This is a genomic window from Bremerella sp. P1 (assembly GCF_028748185.1).
Lineage (GTDB): Bacteria > Planctomycetota > Planctomycetia > Pirellulales > Pirellulaceae > Bremerella.
Window position 1 is genome coordinate 1,064,129 of record NZ_CP118164.1, and the last position, 23,836, is coordinate 1,087,964.

At 55.7% G+C, this 23,836-nt stretch carries 21 protein-coding genes; 10 read left to right on the forward strand and 11 right to left on the reverse strand.

Going from position 1 to position 23,836, the window contains the following annotated elements:
• Positions 1-196: 196 nt before the first annotated feature.
• The 4 genes from PSR63_RS04405 (at position 197) to PSR63_RS04420 (ending at position 3,593) form a co-directional block, all read left to right on the forward strand.
• Complete coding sequence (locus PSR63_RS04405) at positions 197-673, forward strand: hypothetical protein (protein WP_274331074.1); 477 nt, start codon at positions 197-199, stop codon at positions 671-673.
• 182 nt (positions 674-855) lie between these two features.
• Complete coding sequence (locus tag PSR63_RS04410) at positions 856-1,632, forward strand: hypothetical protein (RefSeq protein ID WP_274331076.1); 777 nt, start codon at positions 856-858, stop codon at positions 1,630-1,632.
• Between the two features lie 23 nt (positions 1,633-1,655).
• On the forward strand, positions 1,656-2,882 hold the full coding sequence (locus tag PSR63_RS04415) for an ABC transporter permease (RefSeq protein ID WP_274331078.1): 1,227 nt from the start codon (positions 1,656-1,658) through the stop codon (positions 2,880-2,882).
• A 3-nt stretch (positions 2,883-2,885) separates the two neighbouring features.
• Positions 2,886-3,593, forward strand: coding sequence for an ABC transporter ATP-binding protein (locus tag PSR63_RS04420; RefSeq protein ID WP_274331080.1), 708 nt, complete (start codon positions 2,886-2,888; stop codon positions 3,591-3,593).
• A 112-nt stretch (positions 3,594-3,705) separates the two neighbouring features.
• On the opposite strand, the gene PSR63_RS04425 is transcribed toward PSR63_RS04420, so the two are convergent.
• Both PSR63_RS04425 and PSR63_RS04430 read right to left on the reverse strand, forming a co-directional pair.
• Positions 3,706-5,607, reverse strand: a complete 1,902-nt coding sequence (locus tag PSR63_RS04425; protein WP_274331081.1) for an amidohydrolase — start codon at positions 5,605-5,607, stop codon at positions 3,706-3,708.
• 48 nt (positions 5,608-5,655) lie between these two features.
• Positions 5,656-7,020 carry a putative Ig domain-containing protein gene (locus tag PSR63_RS04430; protein WP_274331082.1) on the reverse strand — a complete coding sequence of 455 codons (1,365 nt, stop codon included), beginning with the start codon at positions 7,018-7,020 and terminating at the stop codon, positions 5,656-5,658.
• 182 nt (positions 7,021-7,202) lie between these two features.
• Between PSR63_RS04430 and PSR63_RS04435 the strand changes: the two genes are divergently transcribed.
• Entirely contained in the window at positions 7,203-8,489 is a 1,287-nt protein-coding gene (locus PSR63_RS04435) for a hypothetical protein (RefSeq protein WP_274331084.1), read from the forward strand.
• Positions 8,490-8,544: 55 nt separating this feature from the next.
• A complete protein-coding gene (locus tag PSR63_RS04440) occupies positions 8,545-9,177 on the forward strand; it encodes a hypothetical protein (RefSeq protein WP_274331085.1) in 633 nt (210 codons plus the stop codon).
• A 9-nt stretch (positions 9,178-9,186) separates the two neighbouring features.
• Here PSR63_RS04440 and PSR63_RS04445 read toward each other — a convergent pair whose 3' ends face one another.
• The 3 genes from PSR63_RS04445 to PSR63_RS04455 all read right to left on the reverse strand — a co-directional run bounded on the left by PSR63_RS04445 (position 9,187) and on the right by PSR63_RS04455 (position 11,426).
• Positions 9,187-9,612 carry a hypothetical protein gene (locus tag PSR63_RS04445; protein ID WP_274331087.1) on the reverse strand — a complete coding sequence of 142 codons (426 nt, stop codon included), beginning with the start codon at positions 9,610-9,612 and terminating at the stop codon, positions 9,187-9,189.
• A gap of 118 nt (positions 9,613-9,730) precedes the next feature.
• A complete protein-coding gene (locus PSR63_RS04450; RefSeq protein WP_274331089.1) occupies positions 9,731-10,519 on the reverse strand; it encodes a glycerophosphodiester phosphodiesterase in 789 nt (262 codons plus the stop codon).
• A gap of 118 nt (positions 10,520-10,637) precedes the next feature.
• Positions 10,638-11,426 carry a hypothetical protein gene (locus PSR63_RS04455; RefSeq protein ID WP_274331091.1) on the reverse strand — a complete coding sequence of 263 codons (789 nt, stop codon included), beginning with the start codon at positions 11,424-11,426 and terminating at the stop codon, positions 10,638-10,640.
• Positions 11,427-11,686: 260 nt separating this feature from the next.
• On the opposite strand from PSR63_RS04455, the gene PSR63_RS04460 reads away from it, so the two are divergent.
• On the forward strand, positions 11,687-13,138 hold the full coding sequence (locus PSR63_RS04460; RefSeq protein ID WP_274331093.1) for a Gfo/Idh/MocA family protein: 1,452 nt from the start codon (positions 11,687-11,689) through the stop codon (positions 13,136-13,138).
• 144 nt (positions 13,139-13,282) lie between these two features.
• Here PSR63_RS04460 and PSR63_RS04465 read toward each other — a convergent pair whose 3' ends face one another.
• Together PSR63_RS04465 and PSR63_RS04470 are read right to left on the reverse strand one after the other, a co-directional pair.
• Positions 13,283-14,599: a hypothetical protein gene (locus tag PSR63_RS04465; protein ID WP_274331095.1), complete on the reverse strand. Its 1,317-nt coding sequence runs from the start codon at positions 14,597-14,599 to the stop codon at positions 13,283-13,285.
• A 324-nt stretch (positions 14,600-14,923) separates the two neighbouring features.
• A complete protein-coding gene (locus PSR63_RS04470; RefSeq protein ID WP_274331097.1) occupies positions 14,924-15,760 on the reverse strand; it encodes a hypothetical protein in 837 nt (278 codons plus the stop codon).
• Positions 15,761-16,573: 813 nt separating this feature from the next.
• Between PSR63_RS04470 and PSR63_RS04475 the strand changes: the two genes are divergently transcribed.
• Together PSR63_RS04475 and PSR63_RS04480 are read left to right on the forward strand one after the other, a co-directional pair.
• Positions 16,574-17,617, forward strand: coding sequence for a DUF1559 domain-containing protein (locus PSR63_RS04475; protein WP_274331099.1), 1,044 nt, complete (start codon positions 16,574-16,576; stop codon positions 17,615-17,617).
• 77 nt (positions 17,618-17,694) lie between these two features.
• Positions 17,695-18,105: a carboxypeptidase regulatory-like domain-containing protein gene (locus tag PSR63_RS04480; RefSeq protein ID WP_274331100.1), complete on the forward strand. Its 411-nt coding sequence runs from the start codon at positions 17,695-17,697 to the stop codon at positions 18,103-18,105.
• A gap of 143 nt (positions 18,106-18,248) precedes the next feature.
• On the opposite strand, the gene PSR63_RS04485 is transcribed toward PSR63_RS04480, so the two are convergent.
• The 4 genes from PSR63_RS04485 to PSR63_RS04500 form a co-directional block, all read right to left on the reverse strand.
• A complete protein-coding gene (locus tag PSR63_RS04485) occupies positions 18,249-19,331 on the reverse strand; it encodes a metallophosphoesterase family protein (RefSeq protein WP_274331102.1) in 1,083 nt (360 codons plus the stop codon).
• Positions 19,332-20,582: 1,251 nt separating this feature from the next.
• On the reverse strand, positions 20,583-20,921 hold the full coding sequence (locus PSR63_RS04490; RefSeq protein WP_274331104.1) for a hypothetical protein: 339 nt from the start codon (positions 20,919-20,921) through the stop codon (positions 20,583-20,585).
• Between the two features lie 264 nt (positions 20,922-21,185).
• The gene (locus PSR63_RS04495) at positions 21,186-21,938 is read right to left on the reverse strand and encodes an ATP-grasp domain-containing protein (protein ID WP_274331106.1); all 753 of its coding nucleotides are present in this window, start codon (positions 21,936-21,938) and stop codon (positions 21,186-21,188) included.
• A 93-nt stretch (positions 21,939-22,031) separates the two neighbouring features.
• On the reverse strand, positions 22,032-22,595 hold the full coding sequence (locus PSR63_RS04500; RefSeq protein WP_274331107.1) for a hypothetical protein: 564 nt from the start codon (positions 22,593-22,595) through the stop codon (positions 22,032-22,034).
• Positions 22,596-23,378: 783 nt separating this feature from the next.
• Between PSR63_RS04500 and PSR63_RS04505 the strand changes: the two genes are divergently transcribed.
• Positions 23,379-23,777: a hypothetical protein gene (locus tag PSR63_RS04505; RefSeq protein WP_274331108.1), complete on the forward strand. Its 399-nt coding sequence runs from the start codon at positions 23,379-23,381 to the stop codon at positions 23,775-23,777.
• Positions 23,778-23,836: the final 59 nt, after the last annotated feature.

Here is a 23,836-nt window from a genome sequence, read left to right on the forward strand (position 1 = left end):
TTCCCGCCTGATCTGCATGGCTACCGTTTTTCCTTGTCTCCGGGCAATCTGCGGCACTTGGCGGTGAATCGGCGACGGCCGTCGATCGATCTCGGACTCTTCCCCCAATTCCTCGAGAAACCGCTAGAGGCAGACCCACCCCAGGGACGAATATACCGAAGGCAGAAGTTTTACCGATCGCGTGGGATTTGTAGAGATGCCTCGACGAGCGACAGCAATGATGGCAGTTCTGGCAGTGATCATTCACTGCGTGCTCGGCTGCTGCGCGCGTTGCTTGAGCGCCAGCGAGCATCACGACCACGCCGATACGTGTCAAACAAGCTGCGTCTGCTGCGATCATCATCATCACGACCATGGCGGCCTGGAGCTTTGCCTGCAACCGGCTGTCAGCATGATGCCGGAAGAGCCATCCTCCGAAGCAGACCCTCAGCCAGATCATCATGAATGCCTTGGCTGCGGCACGGCCAAGTGTGCTTTCATCTCGAACGAATCGGCCTGTGATGGGCTGACCGACGCCCTGCTCTTGCCTGCGGAATTCTCCTGGTCCGACATGGCCAGCCTGGCGATTGAAAGCGATCCACAATTGCATCCGCCACCGATCGGTGAGCGAACATCGACGAACATGACACCCAAGCTGCGCCTCCATCTCTCCCTGGCGGTCCTCACGCTTTAGAGTCGCATCGGCGGACTGGATCGTTATTTCAACGGGATGGTCGCCACTCTTCCTCTTCGACAAGTTCAACAACCACCTGGCGATGCTTCCGCCTGACAGCAGATGCATTGCGAGAAGAAAAGCCCAGAGGCACAACTCGGGCACCAATTGATTCATACAACATTTCATCCGAAAGGATTCCGATGAAAATCATCACGCACGTAGCCATAACGCTCGCTTGCTTACTCACCCTTTCCAGTACCAGCTTCGCCCAGACCGACGCCGGCACAACCCTTGAGCAGGCCCAACAAGCAGGCAAGTTCACGTTCATCGTCTTCTACAAAGACAACTCGCCGCAGACCCAAAAGATGTTTCAGGTAGTGCAGCAGTCCGTAGCCGGCCAACCTCAGCAAGCCACCTTGGCAACGGCCAGCATGGCTTCCGCCGGTGGGCAAGCGATGGCCGAAAAGTTTCAGGTCAGCCGGGCGCCCATGCCCATGACCGTCGCCGTCGCACCTAACGGTGCCGTGACCGGCTTGTTCTCGCGCCAGGTTGCCAAGGCCAACCTCGACGCGGCAATCGTTCCACCAGTCATGATGGAATGCATGAAGCATCTGCAAGAGAAGAAGCTCGTCTTCGTCTGTCTGACCAAGTCGGAACAAGCGGCCGTGCCGGCCGGTGTGCGAGCTCTGCAACTCGACCCGATGTTCAAGGACCGCATGGCTTTGATTGGGTTGAACGTGGAAGACACAACCGAAGCCCGTCTCATGCAGCAGTTGAAGGTTGATGCCAGCCAGGTCCAGGGACCTTACGCCGCACTGATTGCTCCGCCAGGGGTACTCGTGGGTCACTTCTCAGGCACTTCGACCGCCGATCAGATCGCCGGTGCGATTCATAAGGCCGGCAAGTGCTGTGACGACCCGAACTGCAAGCATGCCGGCAATGCCCAGGCATCGCAGTCCACCGCTACACGTCGCTAAACCCTGACTAGGAAGGAAACGAGATGAATCTTCGTTCCATCATCTGGCACGAGTTGAAATCGCGCCCGGCCGGGGTGGCGTTCAACAGCCTGACGATCTTTCTGGGAGTCGCCGCGTTGGTGGCGATTCGCCACGTCACGGTCCATTCCGAAGAGGCCGTGTCGAAACAGCTGACCAACCTGGGAGCCAACATCCTGGTCATTCCCAAGGACGCCACGCTGCAAGATTATTACGCCGCCGATCAAAACGGCGGTACGTTACCGGAAGAGTACGTTGCCGAAATCTTCCTCGCCGGTTTGTCCGGTGTCGAACAGGTTTCACCGCGTCTGAACGTCTCGACTGAGCTCAATGGGCACCCGGTCGCCGTCACCGGCATTCTGCCTCAGTCCGAGGTCGAATCGCTGGCCACATGGCAGGCAACGACCATGTTCATGAACACGACCGATACCGGCTGCTGCACGAAGGCCAACGTCGCCACGAGCGACGACCTGAAAGCACCTGAGGCATTGGTTAAGCATCGGGCGATTCAAAACCTCGACAAGAAGGCTTTGGTGCTGGGTGCCGACATCGCCCAGAAGCTGAACTGCCAGGTCAACGACAAGTTGAAGCTGCAAGACGAAAACTTCACCGTGATCGGCGTTCTACCGGTCACCGGGACGGTGGACGACGGACGGGTATTTGCCCATCTGCATTCGGTCCAACGTCTGTGGGAGAAGGACTCGACCTGCAATGCCATTGAAATTGTCGGCTGCTGCGAAGACGCGGCCGGTAGCCTGGTCCCGCAGCTGCGCGATCTTCTGCCAGACGCCAAGGTTGTGACGATCTCGCAAGTCGTCGAAACGCAGGTCGGGGTTAACGCGCTGATGGCCAAGACCTCGTGGATCGTGCTGGCCGTGATGATCGTCGTTGGTGGCGCCGGCCTGGCCGGTTCGATCGCATCGAACGTGCGGGAACGCCGCCGTGAGATCGGTACGTTGATGGCCCTCGGGGCAACGCCTGGCTTCATCCAGAAGCTGTTCCTCGGCAAGGCCTTCGTCCTGGGGCTGTGTGCCGGCAGCATTGGCTGCCTGGTCGGTGTCGTGACCGCGATCATTGCTGGCCCGGTTTGGGCAGGCGTCGCGATCACACCACTGTTGGGGACGTCGCTGCTCGCCATTTTTGCGGCCACGCTGGTAGCACTAGTCGCCGCATGGTGGCCCGCTCAGGGAGCCGCCCATCTCGATCCTTGCATCTGTTTCCGAGAGGTCTAATCGATGATTCAACTTGAAGCGATCCGCAAGGATTACAAACAACGCGGCCATTCATTGACCGCGTTTCAGTGTGAGTCTCAGCAAATCGAAAGTGGCGAGTACATCGCGATCGTCGGCCCCAGCGGAAGCGGCAAGACGACCTTGCTTTCGATGCTGGGTGGCATGCTCTCACCGACGACCGGCCGCGTGCTGATCGATGGTGTCTCGCTGTACGAACACTCGGTCGCCGAGCGTTCGGCCATTCGTGGTCAGAAGATGGGCTTTGTGTTTCAAAGCTTCAACCTGATCCCGTACCTGACGGCGCTGCAGAATGTACAGATCCCGCTCAGTTTCTCGAAGATGCCTGTCAGCGAGCAGCAAGAGCAAGCCACCGAGATGCTAACCTATCTGGGCCTGGCCGAGCGTCTGCATCATAGGCCATCGGAACTGAGCGTAGGACAGCAGCAGCGTGTTGCCTTGGCACGCACGCTGGTCAACGATCCCCAGATCATTCTGGCCGACGAGCCGACCGGCAACCTCGACCCCAGCAGTCGAGAAGTCGTACTCGAGATCTTCGACCAGTGCCACCAACAAGGCCGCACCTTGGTTGTCGTCACCCACGACCCCAGCGTTGCCCAGCGAGCTACCCGGCGTCTGACGTTGGACAATGGGATGCTGGTGGACGGGGACGAAAGAGGATCAACATCCACGCCGCAGGTTTCTGCCGCGTAGATACCATCTAAGCTCGGGATGAGAATCCCGTTCGTCAATCGAATACAAACCGGCGGCAATCTTGCTGTGGTCTTCGACCAACCGCCGGTTTGTTGGGGCTGCATGAGAAAAATTACTCTTCGTCATCACTGCGCTGGTGATTGATCGCATTGACCAGCAAGCTCAGCCCATGATTGAAGCAGCCGTCGCCACAAACCATGCTGCCGCCGAAGTGTGCGTGCGGCTTGTCACTGGGGGCGGTGAGTGTGATTCCAAACATGGCCGGAGTCGCCAGCGAGAGTTTATCGTCGGCCGGGCGTTGGTAAACAGACACCCCTTCTTTGATCGTTTCAAGCACCTTGATATCGGCTAGTTTACTCTCGTCGATCGTTAAAGGGTTCTCCGAGAGAATGGCGAAGTCGGCCAGTTTCCCCACTTCGATCGTTCCTTTGGTATCTTCCTCGAAGTGCTGCCACGCAGGCCAGATGGTAAGCGCCTTCAGGGCCGTCGCAACCGGCACCCGGTGTTCTGCCCCGAGGATCTTTCCACTTCGTGATCGGCGTGTGACCGTCGCCGAAAGAACTCGCATCGAGTCGGGCAAGGCTACCGGTGCATCATGATGGCTGCCGAACATCATTCCGCGTTCCAAGACCCAGCCGGTGGGCGAGATGTTCTCGGCACGCACCGGGCCTAGCACCGACTCGCGGTGCCAGTCGCCCCAGTAAAACGTGTGCATCGGGAACAACGAGGGGAAGATGCCTAGCTTCTTAAGCTGTTCGACTTGATCTTCACGCAGCACCTGTCCGTGGATCAAGACCGGGCGATTATCGACGCCGGGGTACTTCTCCTGCGCGCGGCGAACTGCCTCCAGGAAAACATCGGACGCGGCGTCACCATTGGCGTGGCATAAAATCTGCCAGCCGTTGGCATAGGCCTTTTCCACGGCTCGGTAGGTCGTGGGCTCGTCAATCGCGGCGTAACCCCGGTACGTCTTCGGCTGCCCTGGAGGCGGAACAAAGTACGGCTCGGTCAGCCAGGCCGTCTTCCCCTGTGGCGAACCATCGATGGTCAGCTTTGCGCCACCGATTCGAAAGTGACCAGAGTACTCGGGCGTTGGGCGGATGTCGTCGACTTCTAGAATATCGGGATACGTGACCAGGTCGATGGGAAGCTTTCCCGAGTCCGCGGTACGCTTAATCGCGGCAATGCCTGGCCCCATGGCTCGACCTTCCTGGGCCGTGGTGTAGCCGAAGGATGCCTCAAGCTTGGTACCTTCGATGACGAGTGCCTCGTTGATGTCATCATCGAACTGTTCCAGTAGCTTTGCGATTAGCCTGAAGAACGCATACTCTTCGCATACGCCGTTTGGCTCTTGCGAACCCTCTTTGCGCCGAAACACGCCCCCTTCCGGGTTCTTGGTATCCTTGGTGACGCCAGCAATCTCCAGAGCTTTACTATTCGCGACGCCCAGGTGGCCCGATTGATGGATAATAATCACCGGCAAGTCTTTTGAGATTTCATCGAGATCATCGCGCGTCGGGTGTCGCTGCTCGGCGAGTTGGGAATCGTCGTAGCCGAAGCCTGCGATCCACCCGACCTTGGTCACGGCGTCCTGGTTGTTCTCGGCCCAATCCTTCAGCAGCGTTTGAAGGGCAGCGATGTCTTTGCCTTGTCCATCCGGGGGAGGCAACAGATTCGCCGTCGTGGCCTGGATACCAATCATGTAAGCATGGCCATGGGAATCGACGAACCCCGGCAGCATCGTGCGACCTGCCAGATCGACGAGCGTCGTGCCGTCTCCTCTCGTTTTGAGCACCTCGTCCCGGGTGCCTACGGCTAGAATCTTTCCATCCTTGATCGCAACCGCTTCAGCCTCAGGCGCGGCGTCGTTGATCGTCAAGATATTCCCATTGTGGTAGATCTTGTCGGCCATCTGAGCAGCGGAAACACGTGGCCCGAACACGATCAGGCTCAACAGCAATGTCGCCAGCAAGAGTCTGCTTACCATGGGCCCGAAACACGAGTTCGTAGTCATCGTCTCGCCTCCGATTCGATTTGGCTGATTGAGATTGGTTTGCCGTGATCAGGGCATAGCATCTGCCCCAGGGTCTGACTTTCCTTCCACCGTAATATTGAAGCGTTGAAAAGCTTCCTGACCCTTGGCTCTTGCCGAGATGACCACTTGGTGGGGCCCCTCAGGCGTCTTCTTCTTGGGTGTCCATTGGACTTGGCCGGCAGGTGAAATCTTCAACCCGTCCGGCGCCGCCAAGGTCTTAAATTTGACTCGATCAATGCTCGTCAGCACATCGATCTGGTACGAATAAGGCTCGCCGACATTGGCGCTGCGAGGTGGTACCGAAACGATATGCAGGTAATCGCCTTCCGCTGCTTCCAACAGCTGCTTCAGGTTGGCACCGACCAGCAGCACCTCCTTCTGCCCCATCGGCAGACTGACAAGCGTGCTGGCCTTCGGCGACCATCGCACGCGCGGTGCGAACTGCCAGTGCCCCAGGTCCGTTCGGCGAACACCATCCACCACGTGCCCGACATTTTCGACGAGAGCAATCTTCTGCAGCGTTCCACTGGCACAAATCCAGACGTCCGCGTTCTTTTGACCATCGGTTGGCTGCACGGCGAGAAAGAAGCGAGGATCATCGCAAGGCATCAACACGTGATCCTTGAGATGGCCGGTTGCCAACGGCTTCAGGTCGGCATCGAATAGCTCGGAACCATCGCGAAAATAGAGGGACGCGTCGGCGTTGGGTACCAGGTAACGCCCGCCATAACTATAGCCGTCGGTCGACTTGGTAATCGTGGTGCTCGCGCCGTCAAGCTTCATCGCGTGGTATTGCTGCCCCGAGATGTTGGGAATCCAACCCACGATTGTTTCGCCGTCGCCGGACACCGTGATCTCGTACCCCCAGTCACCAAACGTTCCACTGGTAAGCACATCACCTTGCAGCGTAAGAGGCTTCAGCGAATCGAGATCGAACAGCTGCACCGGCCCACGTGTATGGCAAACCAGCGGCCCTTGCGACGCACTGCCCATGGCCATCTTCCGGGGATGGAAGTTGGCCGGTGCCGGAAAGCTTTTCTTACGTTTTAGCGTGGCGATATCGTAACGATGGAACAGTCCCTGGCTGGGGACCAGCACGATCAGCTTATCGAGCCCGCCGGCCAACATCAGATCCTCGCCGGGAGCATCGATCGACTGGATAATCGCCCCCGCCGCAACATCCAACAGCACCAACTTCCCCGCCTCTTTCAGATGCAGCACCAGGTACCGCCCCGCCCCACCGGTGGTCATGCTCACCCAGGGAGACTCCAGCTCGACCGTACGCCGCTGCCCAGATGCCAAAGGCTCCGCATCGTCATCGCCGAAAACAGGTGCACCGATCGCCACAAGCAAAACGGCTACTGCCAATAAGCGAAGAAAAGAGAAAGGCATCGCGGAAGACCTCCGTGGGAAAGAGACATCGTTGGGTCTCATTTTCATCGGTGGACTGGCGAGGTGCAAGCGCGACCGCATCCGAGCCCCTTGCACTGAATTCCATTGATTAGCTGGTCGACATGTCTTCCATCTGAAATACTATCGTTATTCGCCGTAAATTCTGGGCAAAGGAAATGAACATGAAGATTTCCTGTATCGCGATCGTATCGGTACTTTGTGTCGTAAACCATCTGGTCGCTCAATCGAGTCCTGCCACGGTCGATCAAGCCGCCAAGGCAATCGACTTCTCAGAGTTCCCGCTGGCAAATCCTATTGAAGACACCGTTTCGTCGTGTGTGGCGTCCCAATCGTATCGCGCTAAGGGTGACGTCGAGCAAGTCACCAAAGACATTACCAAGGCACTCAGTGCGGCTGGCTTCCAGCAAGCGGAAGGAGCAACGATCACGCCTGCCTATGCATCGGCAGTCTTCTTGAAAAATGGCTTTTCGGTATCGCTCTCGATCTTTCCTTCGGGTGAACCTCAGTCGGCCCAGGTGGCACTCCGGAACCATGGCAACGTCGACTTGGAAAAGATCCTGGGGGGAAAAGATTTCCAGAATATGTACGCACTGCCTGGCTCAGTTATGTTTACCACCAAGCTTGCTCCGGAGGAAACGCGAAAGCTGGTTCGTAAAGACCTGGAGTCGCAGGGGTGGGAATGGTTCGGCGATACGGCGTCATCATTTTTTATGCGAAAGAATGCCATTCGACTTCAAATCATGGCCAACGCATCGCCTGCCCAGCCAAGCTCCACCGTAATTCAACTCTCGAGCGAACAGCTATCGACCGAATTGCCAATCCCTTCCAAGACAACGATGATTCAATACACCGATAGCAACGGTGGATTGATCGTGGATAGCACCTTGTCCGTCCCGGAATTGATGACCGACCTTCGCGAACGGTTCAAGCAGAAGAACTGGAGATGCACGACCGACAATCCCATCAAGATTAACTTTCACAAGCACCTCATCTTCCGCAGTGAAAAAGAAGAACTAGCCGATTGCGAATTCTTCGAGTTCGAAGGCAAGTCGCGATGCCGGCTTTCGTACCAGACCAAAGAGCAAGTCGCCCAGGAAGGCGAACGAGCCAAGCAGGCCGCAATGGACGCGGAAGTCAAGGCGAGAGCAGCGGCCGAGATTAAGAAGGTCGAGATCAAGCCCATCACCGGTGCGAAGCTTAAAAGCAAGAACCATCTTCAAGTCGAAACCAAAAGCGGCGAAGGCTCCACAGTCTTGAAACGGTGGATCAACCTCATGAAATCGGATGGCTGGAAACTGGAGTCAACGGTCGAAACAGCGCAGGTCGTAGAATGTTCACTGGAAAAGAACGGCGTCAAGCTGAGCGTTTCTTTGGTAGATCCAGGATTCATCCCCGGCGAAATCGAAATCAGAGCCAACAAGAACTACGAGCTGACCATTCCAAGATGATAGAAACTTCCGCTACTACCAACCGAGTCACCCTACCCCTCGTTCGCAAAGGCTCATGTTGTTCCGACTGATCGTTTTAATTGCAAAAGGGTATGCGTTCCTCTTGAGCTTGGCAGCCGGGGGTTTGATCTTCGCAAATCTCTTCGGGGTGATCGTGGCCCTAGTTCAGGTTGGCGGAGCCAGTCTCTTCGGCAGTGAACGGGCTCCCGACCCGGCGGTAGGCACCACATGGATTCGCGCAGGCTGGTGCATTGGCGTTCTCGTGGCCGCCATCGGCGATGCCGTCGCCTTCTGGAAGTATCGCCAGCAGAAGTCAATTCAAAAGGAAAAGCCCCAGAGCGAATCCCACGACCCGAAACCCGAACTCGAAGAAAGTAAGAACCCAGGGCGTCGTCACGGCTTCCTAGCCTCGACTGCCTACGGAGGTCTATTTGGAGCGTTTCTCGGAGGAATGCTCGGCGGAACCTTCATCCTGATCTGGTTCTCGCTTACTTACAGCCCTTTTGCTCCACAGTCGTGGGTGAACTCCGTTTCTGTTGAACGAGAGCGAACCACGTCTGCCCGGGAAGAGCATGTGACAACCACAGATCACCCCGTTGCCCTGCTGGCCTTCGCTTGTCCGCTTGCTCTCGGAGCAGTAACCGGGGCGGTGATGGGCGCCGTTTATGGTGTCTATGACGGGGAGTAGCTCTTGGGATTAACCGTCGCTTGCTTGGCGATGCAGGTTTGACTTAGGTTCTGTTCTTTCAATCACCGTCCCGCCCGCCACAATTGTGCCGCCCTCACGGACAGTAAATTGAGTGCCAGCCACCATATCTGGATGTTCCGGATGGGTCCAATAAGGACAGTAGAATCGAAATAGCCCGGATTCGCCGTTGGTGTAATTCTTCGGTCCATCAATAAACGTCATTGCGAAGTACTGCTCGGTACATCCATTGCCATCCATTTTTGCCTTGCGAGTCGTTCGGTTCTGAACGACGAAATGTGGTCGATAAATTTTTCCACTGGATGGATCAATGGATGTACGACGCCCCCCTTCCCTTTCGGTGAGGAATCGTATTTCGGCGGTGACGACAGGGAATTCAACTTCGATTTGTTCTAGCATTAAAACCATGTCTGCCACGCGAGCCTATGCCCCGAATCATCACGGGGACTGAGCAGTAGTTATCTAATTCAAAATCGGCCCGACTGCCAAGTCCTTGGGGATCCGATGCCTCAATCTCCCTACTCCAACTTCTCCTTCACCCCTGAATCACCGTCGGGATATCGGTGCAGTGCACATCGGCACCCAAGCCTCGGGCCAGCAGATAATCTTCGCCGGCGCGGCCGGGCCAGCAGTTGACGCCGATTCCGTTTTTGTGGGCGGCCTCGATGTCCTCGCGGGAGGTTCCTTTCAGTTGGCAGGCAATCCGATCGGCACCAACCAGCTTGGCCCTTTCGATGAATTCGGCCGAGCACGGCTTGCTGGCGATCAGCGACATGGGGGCCTTGGAATCCAGTGCGTGAATCGCTTTTAGGGGACGTTCGTCGAATGACGAATAGACGTAGGTCGAGCCTTCCGGCTTGCGGGCCTCGGCGGCCGCATAGAGTTTCTTGCAGTAGTCGTCGATGACCTCGTCAGGGTACAGCTTCTTGTTTTTGATCTTCATTTCCAGCTCGATGTAGACGCCGGGCTTATCGGCGAAGTACTCCAGCAACTCATCGAGAAAGAGCATCTTCTGCCCCTTCTTGGTCACCACGTCCTTCAACTCGGCCGCGGTCTTATGCTCGACCGGGCCGGTCGCGTTGTGCGTTCGGTCGAGGCTGTCGTCGTGCAGAATCACCAGCACGCCATCTTTGGTCATGCGGACGTCGGTTTCAAAACCGCGAATGCCACGCTCGTAGCAGGCGCGGAAGCCTTCCATCGTGTTTTCTTCAAATTCATAAGCCCCACCCCGGTGCGCGAGAATGATCGGCCCTTCGGCGAAAACATGACCGGCTCCGGTCAATCCAAGCAGCAACAGACTGGCAGCAATCCAACGAAGATTCATCAAGCAGTTTCCTATCGAGCGCTTCCCTAAGGGAATCGGCGAAGCAAAGTGAGTTTAATCTGGCAGGAAGTTGGTGGATTATACACCAAGCAAACGATCTGCGGGCTCGGATCGCATCTCACTTATCCGAGGGGGCATCCGCTTTATCCTGCGGCTCGGTGTCGAGGCCTTTTAAGAGATCGGCATTCTCCTCCATCCATTTCGCCGTCCTCATGCCCCAGCCTTGCCAGGGAAGTCGCTTGAAGTGATTGGCAACGCGCTCTGGCTCACGGATCGTCACGTCCAGCACGGACGGATTTTCGAGTCCCTCCCAGAACAGCTTTTCCAGCTCGGGATCGGTGAAGCGAATCTTACCTGCCGCGGCGTACTCCTTGACCAACTGGTTGCGGCCTTCGATTGCGATGCATCCTCCAAACGAACTGATGGCAATCGGACCACCATACTTTTCATGCAGGGCTTTGGCCGTGGCCCATTCGGAACTCGTTGCGATCGCCCACCCCATGGCGACGGCCAGTTGCTTCTTCGTAGCGGGCGTGTCATACGCTTGAAGGTGCTGCCTGGCCTCATCCGTGAAATGCTTCTGAATCTCTTCCCGAGTGGGCTGCACGTCATTCTGCTTGGCCCAATCCGACATGACGCGGTGCGATACTTTGCTAACCAGCGGACGCCAGCGAGAGTCCGCCTGCCACCGCGCAAAGTCCTTTTCCGAGAGCTTCGATCGGTTGTGCTCCACCTCGGCCGGCGAGATGACGCGCAGACGGATCTCTTCGTCGAGGACCGTCGCCGCGACGTAACTGGAAGGCTGCGCCATCGGTTCTTGGGCGGTCGCAACGCTGCCTGAGCTGACACAACCGAGCACGATCCAACACCATGTGAAGCGATCGCCTGGAGAAAATTGATTTTTCATGGACCATTCCTTCCCGATAGCCGGTTCGGCGGATTATCCCTGAACTTCGCCCAGACGAGTGCCACTCATCCGTGTTTGCCAGCCAACACTGTGCTGGTTGACGACATCCCCCGAGAATTCTTGTTACACTCAAACATAAGAGGGAACGCGGGCCGAAAGTAGTCTAAAATCGGCAATGTGTTCCAGTTCATCCTGATCGCCTGGCGAAGCGTGACTTCCTGCCAACGAATACCCGTCGCCCCATTTGAAAGGCCAACCCGATGAGTCCTACCAATCGATCGATCACACGCCGTAGCTTCCTGCACACCGGCCTTGCCGCCGGCGTCTGGCTCGGCACCTCATCAAGTATCACCTATGCCGCCAACGCGAATGACGAGATCGGCGTGGGCCTGATTGGCTGCGGCGGTCGTGGCGGCCAGTTGATGAAGTATTTCATGGACATCGACGGCGTGAAGATGGCCGGCTTCTACGATCCCGATCCGGGGCGCGCCGCCGCGGCGAAACGATCCTCGAAGGGAAACGGCACCGTTCATGCGACCCTCGACGACCTGATGGCCGACGATTCGATCGACGCGGTTATCATCGCGACCTGCAATCACTGGCATTGCCTCGCTGCTATTCGGGCGATGGAAGCTGGCAAGGATGTCTATGTCGAGAAGCCTCTCTCGCATAGTCAGTGGGAAGGCCAGCAGACCGTTGCGGCCGCGCGCAAGTACAACCGAATCTGCCAGGTGGGAACCCAGCAGCGTTCCGATCCGATGCAAGCCCAGATCAAGAAGCTTCTTCACGAAGATAAGTTGCTCGGCGAAATCAAGTCGGCTCGCGTCAATCGCTACGGACAACGAGGCCCGATCGGCAAGCGTACCGAACCTTTGGTGATCGATTCCAAGATTGACTACAACATGTGGCTTGGCCCAGCTCAGGACGAGCCCATCTATCGCAACAACCTACACTACGACTGGCACTGGGACTGGAACACGGGCTCCGGCGAGATGGGTAACTGGGGCGTGCACGTGCTGGACGATCTCCGCAACAACGTCTTCCAGGATGAGATCTCGCTACCGCAGCGGATCATCGGCGGCGGCGGACGCGTTGCCTGGAACGACGCCGGCGACACACCGAACGTTCACTTTGTGTACTTCGACACCGGATCGATTCCGGTGGTCATTGGCCTGAGCAACCTGAAGGAACTCGGCTCGGCCAAGCATCCCGGTCCCGGCAGCGGCTACATCGCTTACTGCGAAGGGGGTCGCCTGGAAGGCCAACGCGGCCGGGCAGTGGCTTTCGATAACGATGGCAAGGAAATCAAATCGTTCAAAGGCCTTGGCGGCAATGTCCTGCATCAGCAGAATTTCATTGACGCTGTGCGGTCGCGCGATTCCTCGTCGCTCAACACCGACGTGCAAGTCGGCCACGATTCGACCGGCTGGTGCAATCTCGCCAACATTGCCTTCCGGGCAGGCGACACCTTCACCTACGCCGCGGCGAAAGAAGTCAGTGGCGACGGTGGTATCTGGGGCAGCTTGCTGGAAGAGACCGACAAGCATCTCCAATCGCACGAGATCAAGATCGAGAGCTCGGAGATCAAGCTCAGTCCTATGCTGACGGTCGACGTCGAGAACGAAAAATTCGTCGGTGACCACGCCGAGCAGGCCAACGGCTTCCTCAAGCGTCAATACCGCAAGGGCTTCGAAGTCCCTAAACTCGTTTAAGGACTGGCCTGAAATCGAATGTCGAGTTCGCCGCGAATGCAACTCGACAAGCAGCCAACGCAAAACAGCTCGCCGCGTGACCTACGCGACGAGCTGTTTTTGTTTTCAAATTAAGTCTAAGTAACCGGCAACCCGGCTCGACGACTAAGTCCCAGGCGTCTTGCTGTGGGCGTTCTGCGGGAAGTCGAACGTCAACACGAGCGGCTCCGTTCCGGTGTTCTCGATTTCCACGCCACCGTTGTTCAGCGCGGCCTGCGTGATGAATCCGATTTCGGGATAGAGCTCGCCGAGAATCATCCCCTGGTGATAACGCACTTCGAGCTTGCCAACGCGACCGCTGCCGCCGTTGGTGTGGAACATCGTGGGGCTCTCAGGCTGGAACTTCGTCTTGGCACCAGGCTGCAGGATGAGCCGGAGAATCGAGCACTTCTGCTCGCCGAGTAGTTCGCCGTACACGATCCACTTGGCATCGACCCCATCCGCGCTGAATTCTTCCGACTTGATTGCCGGACGCGAATTCTTCAAGACGAAGTCGGGATCCTGATTCGCTTCAAAGTCGAACTGTTCGACCAGGTAGTCCCAGTCTCCGTGCTTCGACTTCGGATAGTCTTGTTCTCGGCAGGCGTAGAAGGCCGCCTCGGCACTGATCCGCCCGTCGAGCGTGACGTCCTCGGCCAGGAAGTGCTCGTCCATCGTGACGTGCAGTTCGTGCGTGCACAGATCGGTTGGTGAATGCAGGACGCCGTTGGGCATCACGAAGCCGTCATCCAACTTCATCATGGTATGCGGTGCCAGGTGACGAATGCCGTTGTACTCGCCTTGGCCGTATCGCTTCATGCAAGCCAGGAACTGATCCTTAGTCACAAACGGATACAGACCCATCGCGGTGGTGTGATAGTGCGAAGGGTTGACGCCCGGATTGTCGTACGAGTTGATGTCGTACACTTCCCACTTCTTCCAGTGCAGGTGGTCCGGAATCGGATTCAGGTTGTCGAACTTCTTCGACACGATCGGCCAGGTCGGATCGCCGAACATCTCTTTCGCGAAAGCCGTGATCTTTTCGCCCATCACCGTCTCGGGATTGGCAGAGATCAAATCCTGCAGCGAGATGAACTGTCCATCCGCGGTGAGGACATGTGCTTCGCCTTCGCGAAATGGCTTCTTGTTCGTGCGGGTGTCGATAACGCCGGTCACGATCGGCACGGTGCAGCACATCCAGATTTCATCGAGACCGGTCCCGCCCATGTAGTCTGGATAGTAGGACTTCTCTTCCAGGCGAAGGCGTTTGCCTGGGCTACAAAACGTACGACCTGCATAGCGATGCAGAAGTTGGAGCACGCCGCCGTTCTTGTCGAGGCAGTCGTCGAGAACCGCAGCGACGCCGTCGCTGGTGCCGTCGATCACACCTTGCTGTGGGTATTCGTGAAGCTTATCTGCGAGAATGGAGGGCGAAGCAGCCATGAACTTTTTTCCTCTTAGGGCCGAGTAGCGTCTCTGTTTCCCAATGCTTGGGAGAGACGAGTTGGGGTTTCATCTTGGCAGTACGCAGCCGAGCGGGCGTACAAGGGAAGTAGTTCAAGTTATATCAAATCGAAGGGCGTCAAGGGAATCCGGGCCAGGGTGAATCGCAGAATCGGCAGTCAAGAATTGGCCTGTTATTGCTGTCGATTTCACGACGATGACCGAAACTGACAAGTCGATGTCGGATAATTCACAAACGAAAAGACCGCGCCGGTGGGGAGAGGTCGGGAGCAGTTGGGCGGTACTCGCCAGCGATGAGGCTCTTCAAGCTTCCTCTTCATCCACATTGACGTTCTGGCATAACGTCTTTGCCAGTTGCCGTACCTCATCTAGCTGTTCGTGAGGAATGGGAATGAACATGTCCTTCAAGTGTGGTGCCAGTTTCGCATTCCCGCTTCGCATCCTGATAGAAAGCGTGGCAATCGGCTGATCCTCGGTTTCGACCTCGACAAGAACGCCTTCGTCTGGGGAGTCTTCCCAGTCCACGAACTTGTGATGAAAGAAGACTCCTTTCTCAAAGATGAGTGCTTCACTTGGGCCGTGGGTCCAATCCTGGCGAAGCTGTTTCCAGTAAAGGTAGAAAACCAAAACGGGCAAAGACAACAGCCCAACACAAAACCCGAATCCCTGGACGAAGTTGGTATCTTCTCGCGTCAGGGTCAACAGGGTTCCGCCAATCAAGCCGAAGAAGGCGACCATGAAGATCACTTTCCCCGGAGTCGTATTCCTCGTCCGTCCGTAGCCTAGCCCTTCGGCGAACTCCAGCCATTTCTTCCAATCCTCTTCCGTGTAATTCCACGAGACAATCGGTTGGCGAGTCAACATCTGCTTGATCTTCTTTTGATAACCCTGGCGTCTCTGAATCCCAGCGTAGAGGCAAAACATCGCGAAGCCGCAGATCACCACGACATACACAACGAGGTCTTTTTGCCAAGGCACCACCGGACGGTTCATAACCAGAAACGCAAACCCGCCTACCGCGATCAGACCGCAAGGGACGAATAGGCCAATGATCCATGAAAGCGAGGTTAAGGGAACACGTTGAATCAACGAGTTCAACTCGCTCTGCTGCTGAGGTGTCAGATCTTCGCAAGAAGCCATCACTTCTCTCTCGCGTCAGTCGTCGATGAGGATGCCGAAGTCGCTCGTATACCGACAACAGTCTGAGGAGGTTGCCGTGAGCAGTTCTCGGTGCGTGGGATAAGGGTCGCCAGGTCAGATTGAGAAGCGACTGGTAAAGATCGTAGCAAACTGACCGGCTAATTTCATCAACGAAGATTGATTGAAACGCAGAAACAAACGGCAGCACACCGTTCCACTCGAAGCTTCAGGCAAAGCATGCTTCGATTCCCACGAAAAGGCCACTTCCAAGGTAGCATTGGCCAGCGATGCGGCTTCCGTGTGCCACTGGCCTGCTTGCCATTGCGAATCAGGTTCCTGGCTACGAATCAGAATCGGTCGGACGTTATCGTCGATCAGGACGAGAGACGCCCGAAGATTACCGACGCAGGGCGACTGTCTTGCTCATTCCGTCGTGTAGCAGATAAGGCATCAATCATTGAGGCCGCGTTGCACTTTACCAGAGGCCAAGTGCCAGACAGGCGGCAAAATGACTCGCCAATTCCAGCCCGTCGCGATATGTCTAGAAAAAAACCACATTTAATACCAAAATTGATCAGCAAACATTGATCAATTTCGTAGACACGTTAGGGGGAACGCGGCTACGATATCCCTTGATATTCAGATTGGCAATTCGGGCGTCTCGCGTCTTTGAATGTGGTCTGACTCTTCACCTTACCTTTTCAAACTCGCGACCCTTCGTCGATTCCCAAGTCATGGAACTGACCCCTGATACTTTCAGGGGCAGATCAGGTTCAGTCGTCACCTTTTCTTTTTCTTCTAAGGAACATGGATATGAAGCGGATTAGTTCAAAGCGGGCGTTCACGCTCGTGGAGTTGTTAGTGGTGATTGCCATCATTGGTGTCCTCATCGCCCTGCTTTTGCCGGCCGTGCAGCAAGCTCGGGAAGCCGCTCGCCGCATGCAATGCACGAACAACTTGAAGCAGATGGGCCTGGGGCTACACAACCACCACGACACCTTCAATCGCTTCCCACCAGGAGCCGCGAATAACATCTCGCCATTTGGCACCAGCACTGGCCAGCAATGGGGCTCATCCTGGATGGGTTACATCATGCCGTTTTTGGAATTGAGTAACGCCTTCGAAATTGCTCAGTTGGGAAAGAACCAGCAGTACAACAGCACCAGCATTCGAGCTGGGATCGGCGACACGGCTGGCAGTCCCATCTTTGATGCATTCAAGTGCCCTTCGGCAGCGCTCGACAATGACGTGTGCTTGAGCAATACCTCGCCGGGATCGATGGTGGCCGACTACGCAGGGATCGCCGGTCATGTGAACGGCTTTGGTGGATTGACCGGAAGCCCAGGCGAAACCGCCGGCACGAACAACGGTCCGGTTGGTCGAAACGGAATGCTGGGGTACAACACGCAAAATAAGTTTGCGGATCTGACCGACGGATCGAGCAACACGATGGCTGTCGGCGAAGTGGGCGGCTGGATGTGGGAAAACGCGACGACCAAGCGAGACTTCCGCCCTGGCGTTCAGCACGGTTTCGCCATGGGTTGCAATGGCCGCAACAACTCAACCGATTTATCGCTGCCCAACGATGCCAACTCGCGCGTGTTCAACACGACGACGCTCCGCTACCTGGTCAACGAGAATTGCCGCAACGGTAGCTGCTCGCTGGGTGATACCTCCTGTGCCGATGGTGTTTGCCAGAACATGGGCAATAACCACCCGCTTCTGTCCGAGCACCCAGGCGGCGTGAACGTCCTGTTCGCGGACGGCTCGGTCCACTTCATTGCCGAAACGGCCGCCGCATCGGTACTTGCTGCCTATGCGTCCCGCAACGATGGCCAGACTGTCGAAGCTCCCTAGTCATTGAAACGTTCGCACAAATCGGGCCGTGCTAACCGGCCCGATTTCCATCCCATAATCGAGAACAGGCACACACCATGCATCTGCGTAACTTTATCGCTATTTTCTGTCTTGCGGCATGCGTTATGGCTGGCTGCAATCAAGGACCGGCCCGCGAGGCCAATCCGAGATACGCCGTGACCGGCACGGTGACCTTGGATGGTCAGCCGATTCCCGAAGGTGAGATCATCTTCGAATCCGCCGAGGACGCGGCCGCAGGCATTCCTCCCGCGATCGGCAAAATCGAGAACGGCAATTACGAAGTGAAAGCCGCTCCGGGAACCAAGAAAGTTTCCGTCAGCGTCAAGGTGCCCGATGGCCCGGCGGATGTCACGGGACTTCAACCAACCAAAGAAACGATCCCGTCGAAGTACAACGCCAAAACGACCCTCACAGCCGACGTTACCGAAGGGGACAACACGGCTGACTTTGAGCTGACCTCGAAGTAGTCGTCAGCCTTGCCGAGACGTTGAACGGAAACCACAATCACCCGCGTTCCCGATCGGTTCGCGGGTGATGTTGTTTCTTGCCCCCGGCAATTCAGCTTCCGTTATCTGCGTCGGTCGATGTGACCGCCGATTTATTCGACCATCTACTTATCAGGTTTTTCGGCACCCTTTCGGTCGTAGGCACCGAAGAGATCGGGATCCAGACCCTTGCGATCGAACAAACCTTTTAACGCGATATTGCCCATCTGAGGACCATCATCGGTCATGGTGACCCACATAATGTGGTCTACATTACCGGGGCCTTCATGGTGGAACGATGCACCGGCCGGCCCCATGGTGATATGTTCAACACCGTCAATGTTGTCGTAGTCGTAATAGTGCAGATGCCCGGCGAAAAACGTGTGGTCGCGGCCCTTCAGCATTTTCTGGACTTGCTTGAAACTCTCGGATGGATTCTCCCAGCAGGGTTCGTGCATGAACAGAAACGTCCAGCGCACATCCGCATGATCAGCCAGCGTCTCCTGAATCCAGGACATTTGTTTCTTGGGGAACTCAACCGGCTTACCCAACGCCGCCACGACGGCTTCGTCCGACATGAACTCCGCCAGCATCTCCTTGGCCTTAGCAGGGTCCTCTGATTGCAGTCGGTTGTAGAGTGCGATCTTCTCTTTCATCTCGGGCGGCGGCTCAGGACGGGAGTTGTCTTCACTGTCCAGGACCATGAACAGCACATTCTTGTAAACAAAGTAGTAATAGGTCGCTCCATGACGCTCGCGCCAGACCTCTTGAGCGGTCTTGTTCGCAATGTCGTGATTGCCGGGGGTGCGGAAGAAGGGCATCTCCAGCGTATTGAGCATCTTGTCAACGTCATCCCATTCGGCGTTCAACTCTGCCTTCTGGTCGCTATATCCTTCGATCACATCACCGACGTTGATGACAAACTCTGGCTGAAGCAGATTGATCTTGTCGATGGCGAGTTTGAAAGTCCCCTCGACGTTGGCTCCGCCCGTTCGGTCACCAATGATCGTGAATTGAAAATTGCGAGGATTGTTCTTGAATTCCTTCGCGGTCCACGGCGTCGCGGCAGGCAGGGCCGCCTTGTCGTAAGAGAAGACCGATGTTCTGGCCTTTGCCTTGACGGCCTCCTGGGCAAGCGCTGTTGGTAATGCGGTGCCGAAGAAGACACTCACCAATAAAGCAATGCAAATAGATATCTTGCCGTTCATCTTGATCCCCCTTCGTCGTTGAGAGGTAAGTTGTCCGAGGAGTGATTGAGTCGCAAGTTCCGTTCCATCCGAACAAAGACCTTGCGGTCTAAACCTCGATTTCCACGTGAGAAACGCAGGAAAGCGTTTGCTTCGCCCGGTTTGGTCCGCACGCTCAAAGGTTGTGGCCTACGGCGATAAACGCGACCAAAGAGAGCGAATTCAGCACACCCTGTGCTAATCCGCACACTGACGACAATTGGGGACACAGACAAATAGGGTCGCCAGTGCGAGAGGCTTCCACCAGCTTAAAGACCTGAGCTGGCTTGGGGCGGCCACTCCGTTGTGCAGGAGATGCGTCTTCAACCCTTGAGACCGCATTGCACTGGCCAGAGGCCGTGGCACACAGACGCAGCAAAGTGACTCGACAGTGCCACCCGGCCGTACCTCATTTGCTGGAGTAACGCGTAAGCAATCCGACACTATTAACCTATGTGCCCTCTCTTTATTTAGTTAGTATATTACTTACAATGACTTATTATGAAGATATCTCAATATCAGTTTTTTCTGCGACAACTTCGAATTGCCATCGATAATGACGATGAAAAACACAAAAGAGCATCAATCAGAAATCTAGCGAGAATGGCTCGTGAGAATTTCGGAGAAGATTTAGAGAAATGGCGAGAGTGGGGCTATAATAATTCGGAGCGTTCCGGGATGAGACGCGAGTGAATGAAGACAGGCGAAGACAAACGTGAAGAAACGGTGCTGTATCACGCGTTGGTCCGCTACAGCTTCTGAACTCCTGAACAACTAGCGAACGGCAAGAGTGCCACTGGCGTCTCGCCAGTGCGAATCAGGTACCCGGCTACCGATCAGAATCGGTCGGACCTAATGGGCGATCCATATAAGAGGCTTCCACCAGCTTAAAGACGTGGGCTGGCTTGGGTTTGCCACTCCGTTGTGCAGAAGATGCGTCGCCAACCCTTGAGACCGCATTGCACTGGCCAGAGGCCAGTGGCACACAGACGCAGCAAAGTGACTCGACAGTGCCACCCGCCGAGAAGCACGCATGTCACAGCTCGGTCGTTCTGTCTGGCGTACGCAATCGCCTTCGGGATATCGTCCAAACTCGTCCTCTGATGGCTAACGGATGAAGTTAAGCCGCCAACGGGGCGGCGCTGAAAACGTGCAGTCTAACGAACGGGGTTCTCCAAGGCGAGGACCGTGGCCCGCGAACCACCTGCCCCGTTGGTCGGCTTCAACGCGGTGTTAGCTGGCAACTACCGACCAAGTTACTGACTGACCGCGTTCAAGACGTGCGACACCTGCAGTCAGGCTGCCGTGCAAATCCTCCGACTTGTGAAGCAAATCCACACCTGCGAAACCAACCCGCGCAGCCTCTGATCTGGCAAGCTCGAAGGTCTGCAACTGGAATTGGCGTTGTCCGAAGAAGAAGATTGCAACAAGTTCGTTGAGTTGATCAAGCGGGAGAGAGTCCATTGCGTCAAACAGCTCAACGGTAACACTGAAGTTCGAAGTGTCTGCACTGCGCTGGAACGACTGCTCGACGATATGATCAAACTCTGCTCGCCTGAAGTTCAGAATCATCGAGTCCAGCTAACTTGTTATTAGACAGAGTTTCTCTGTATAAGCACCGCTTACACAGAATCAATTTGCGGAATTCACTTCTTACCATACCCTTGCGGGTATACACAGGCGCATGCCAAGTACCCCCGTTTGTGTTGAAGCGACGCTGGTTGAATCTTACCGAGCCCCTGTGCAACGAGCAAACGGCAAGAGTGCCACTGGCGTCATAGTGGCTTGACAGTGCGACCCAGCCGACTCGTCGTGCATCGCCTGTTTCGTCGGTCATTATACGTATCTACTAACTAGTTCAAGCCAACGTGATGTTACAAGATCGGTGTAATCTTCGGGGCCTATGCCATAGGCCCCCAGCGAGAAACCGTCGTTTAGTTCGATCAGCGCAGTTTCGCCTGTCGTCAGCGTCCCAAAATCGATCCCGTAGCTAGTCATCCCGATGCCCGAGGACGCTAGTGTCCCAACGGCATCTTCAACCACCGCGCGGGAGAGCCGCTCGTCCTCTTCGCCAAAATAGTGGCTGATAGCACGAATCGCGTTCTCAACTACGTAAAAACGGTATTCAGAAACCCAACCGACCACATCCGAGCAAGAGACGCGTTCGGAACGGGATGTATCGAGGAATCTGGGAATATCATTGGATGAGTTTAGAACGAACCCTGTAAAGGATTTGGCGCGTCCACATGGTTTTACGAAGCGGGGTTTCGCCCCATCACTTCGCATGTAGTCGATTTCTTCACCAACCGTTGAGTTCCATACGCTGCGGTGGAGAAATGGCCGAAGGCAATCAGGATAGGGATCCGAAGATGGAATCGGAACGCCGAGTTGACGCAGGGCGCCGACGAAGGAATCGACATCACCAACAACCAGCGTTTCTGGCGTGAGTGGAAGTTGACGACGACTGATGTGTTTCTTGGAGAAGTACTTGATTGCAACGCCGCGGCGATGCAGCGTGTCGGCGACCATGCGTTCCTCGGCACCAAGTTGCCCGGTGCCGGATTGCTCGATGTAAGCGGTATGAATCATTGCCTAGTCGGATAACGTCAAAACCACCCGATTGCCGCCACATGACATGGACTTGAGGAAATGCCCGGGTGGCAACTCAGGTGCGTTGCGTGGTTATCCCGCTACTTCGCGACCAGTATCGATGTCGAAAGTGTATCCCATGTCGTTGAAATCAACCACATGCACATGATCATCAAGCAGCCTACAGCCGTTGGTGAAAATATCAGCGCCGAAAGCTCGCCAAACAATGTCGCCGCCAAAGGTCACACGAGCGATTTCGATTTCGCCATGTGAAATATAGCAGTGATGTTTTTCGGAGTGGTAGACACCAAAACAGGTTGCGGTGTCGCTTTTGGTTGCCCATTGAAGTTCGAGTGTTGGAATGCGGAGTGACGCCATAAACGGCCCAACCGCAACAATGCAAAACTCGTTGTTAATGATTGCCGAATGTTCGTGGACGCCCGATGCGCCGCCACTAGCCAACAAAATACAAGTTGCGATCAATTTGGTGTTGTCGGAGACCTGCACGGCATGCCGGGAAGCGACAGCGTACTCGGAGCGTGCATCATCGAGATGGTATTCGTGATCATATGCGTGGACGTTGTCTACTGAGCCAACGCTGTGAGTTGGCTCATCAGCAATTGTCACGCGGTATTTACCAGAAATTAGTTCAAGCATTTTGGATGGAATGGTTTTACGGCATAACGGCCAAGTGGCACTGCCAGGAATCCAATCGGTTCCATATCGTAACGTGTGCCACTGCTGCCCTCAGCAGTGCCAGTCCGACAAAGCATACTCGAAAGAACTACGCGTTTTCAAACGTCTCGACTCTCAAACCCCTTCATCAGCCCTGAGAGCATCTTTGCGATCTCTTCCAGCTTGGCCATTGCGAATCAGGTACCTGGTTACCGATCAGAATCGGTCGGACCCAATGGGTGATCCACATAAGAGGCATCCATCAGCGTAAAGACGTGAGCTGGCTTGGGTCGGCCATTCCGTTGTGCAGAAGATGCATCGTCAACCCTTGAGACCGCATTGCACTGGCCAGAGGCCAGTGGCACACAGACGTTGCAAAGTGACTCGCCAGTGCCACCCGGCCGCGGAAGTGGTACCCACCGACCGCAGTTCCGGCGTAGGCAAGAGTCAGCAAAAATATTCGATTTTTTGAGCCCAATATTTACAATAACCGTGCGAACTGCTTATTGCTTGCGCCCGTCCACCACATTGATGAGCCTGTAAATGAACCACCCACTCTTGAGACTGAAGCATCACGCGATTCCACTCGCTTTGAGTTGCATAGCTTGCGTAGTAACGGGATGTCCGCTGCAAAAAAGCGGACCACCAGCACAATCGCCGATTGTGGCGAAGCCTAAGGGCCAGCCTAAAGTTTCTTCTGGTCCGAGTCCTGGCGAAGACGCCAAGAGCGTGAACGTGATTACGACCTACAGCGGAGTCTGTTCCATGAACCCAGCCACCCCCGCCAATCCCGCCGGTGACATGACGGGTTCGCCAATCTACAGCCAGTCGGATTTTGAAAAGTTCATCGGACGCATACCGGAAAACTTGCCGTCCAAGACCAACCCACCGCCAAAAAATGACGATCCTCTGCTGGAGAAACCAAAGATTGATTTCGAGAAGAACATGGCACTGGTGCTGCTAAATCCCGACACGTTGTCCTCAAAGCCGAAAGTGCTGTCTATCCGTGAAGATGCAGAAACGATGTGGATCGAGGCGGAATACCCAGCTAAGCCGCCCGGCGAGGTGTATCCGGATGGGATGGGGACGTACACGATCGTCATTGTCCCGTACTCTGGCGAGATGAAAACAACGAGGTTTGGTTTTACAGACGGTGCTGATTGACGCGCGTCACGAAGGCGATCTTTGAAATGCGTCCGGTCAGATCGACCGATGCGAATTCG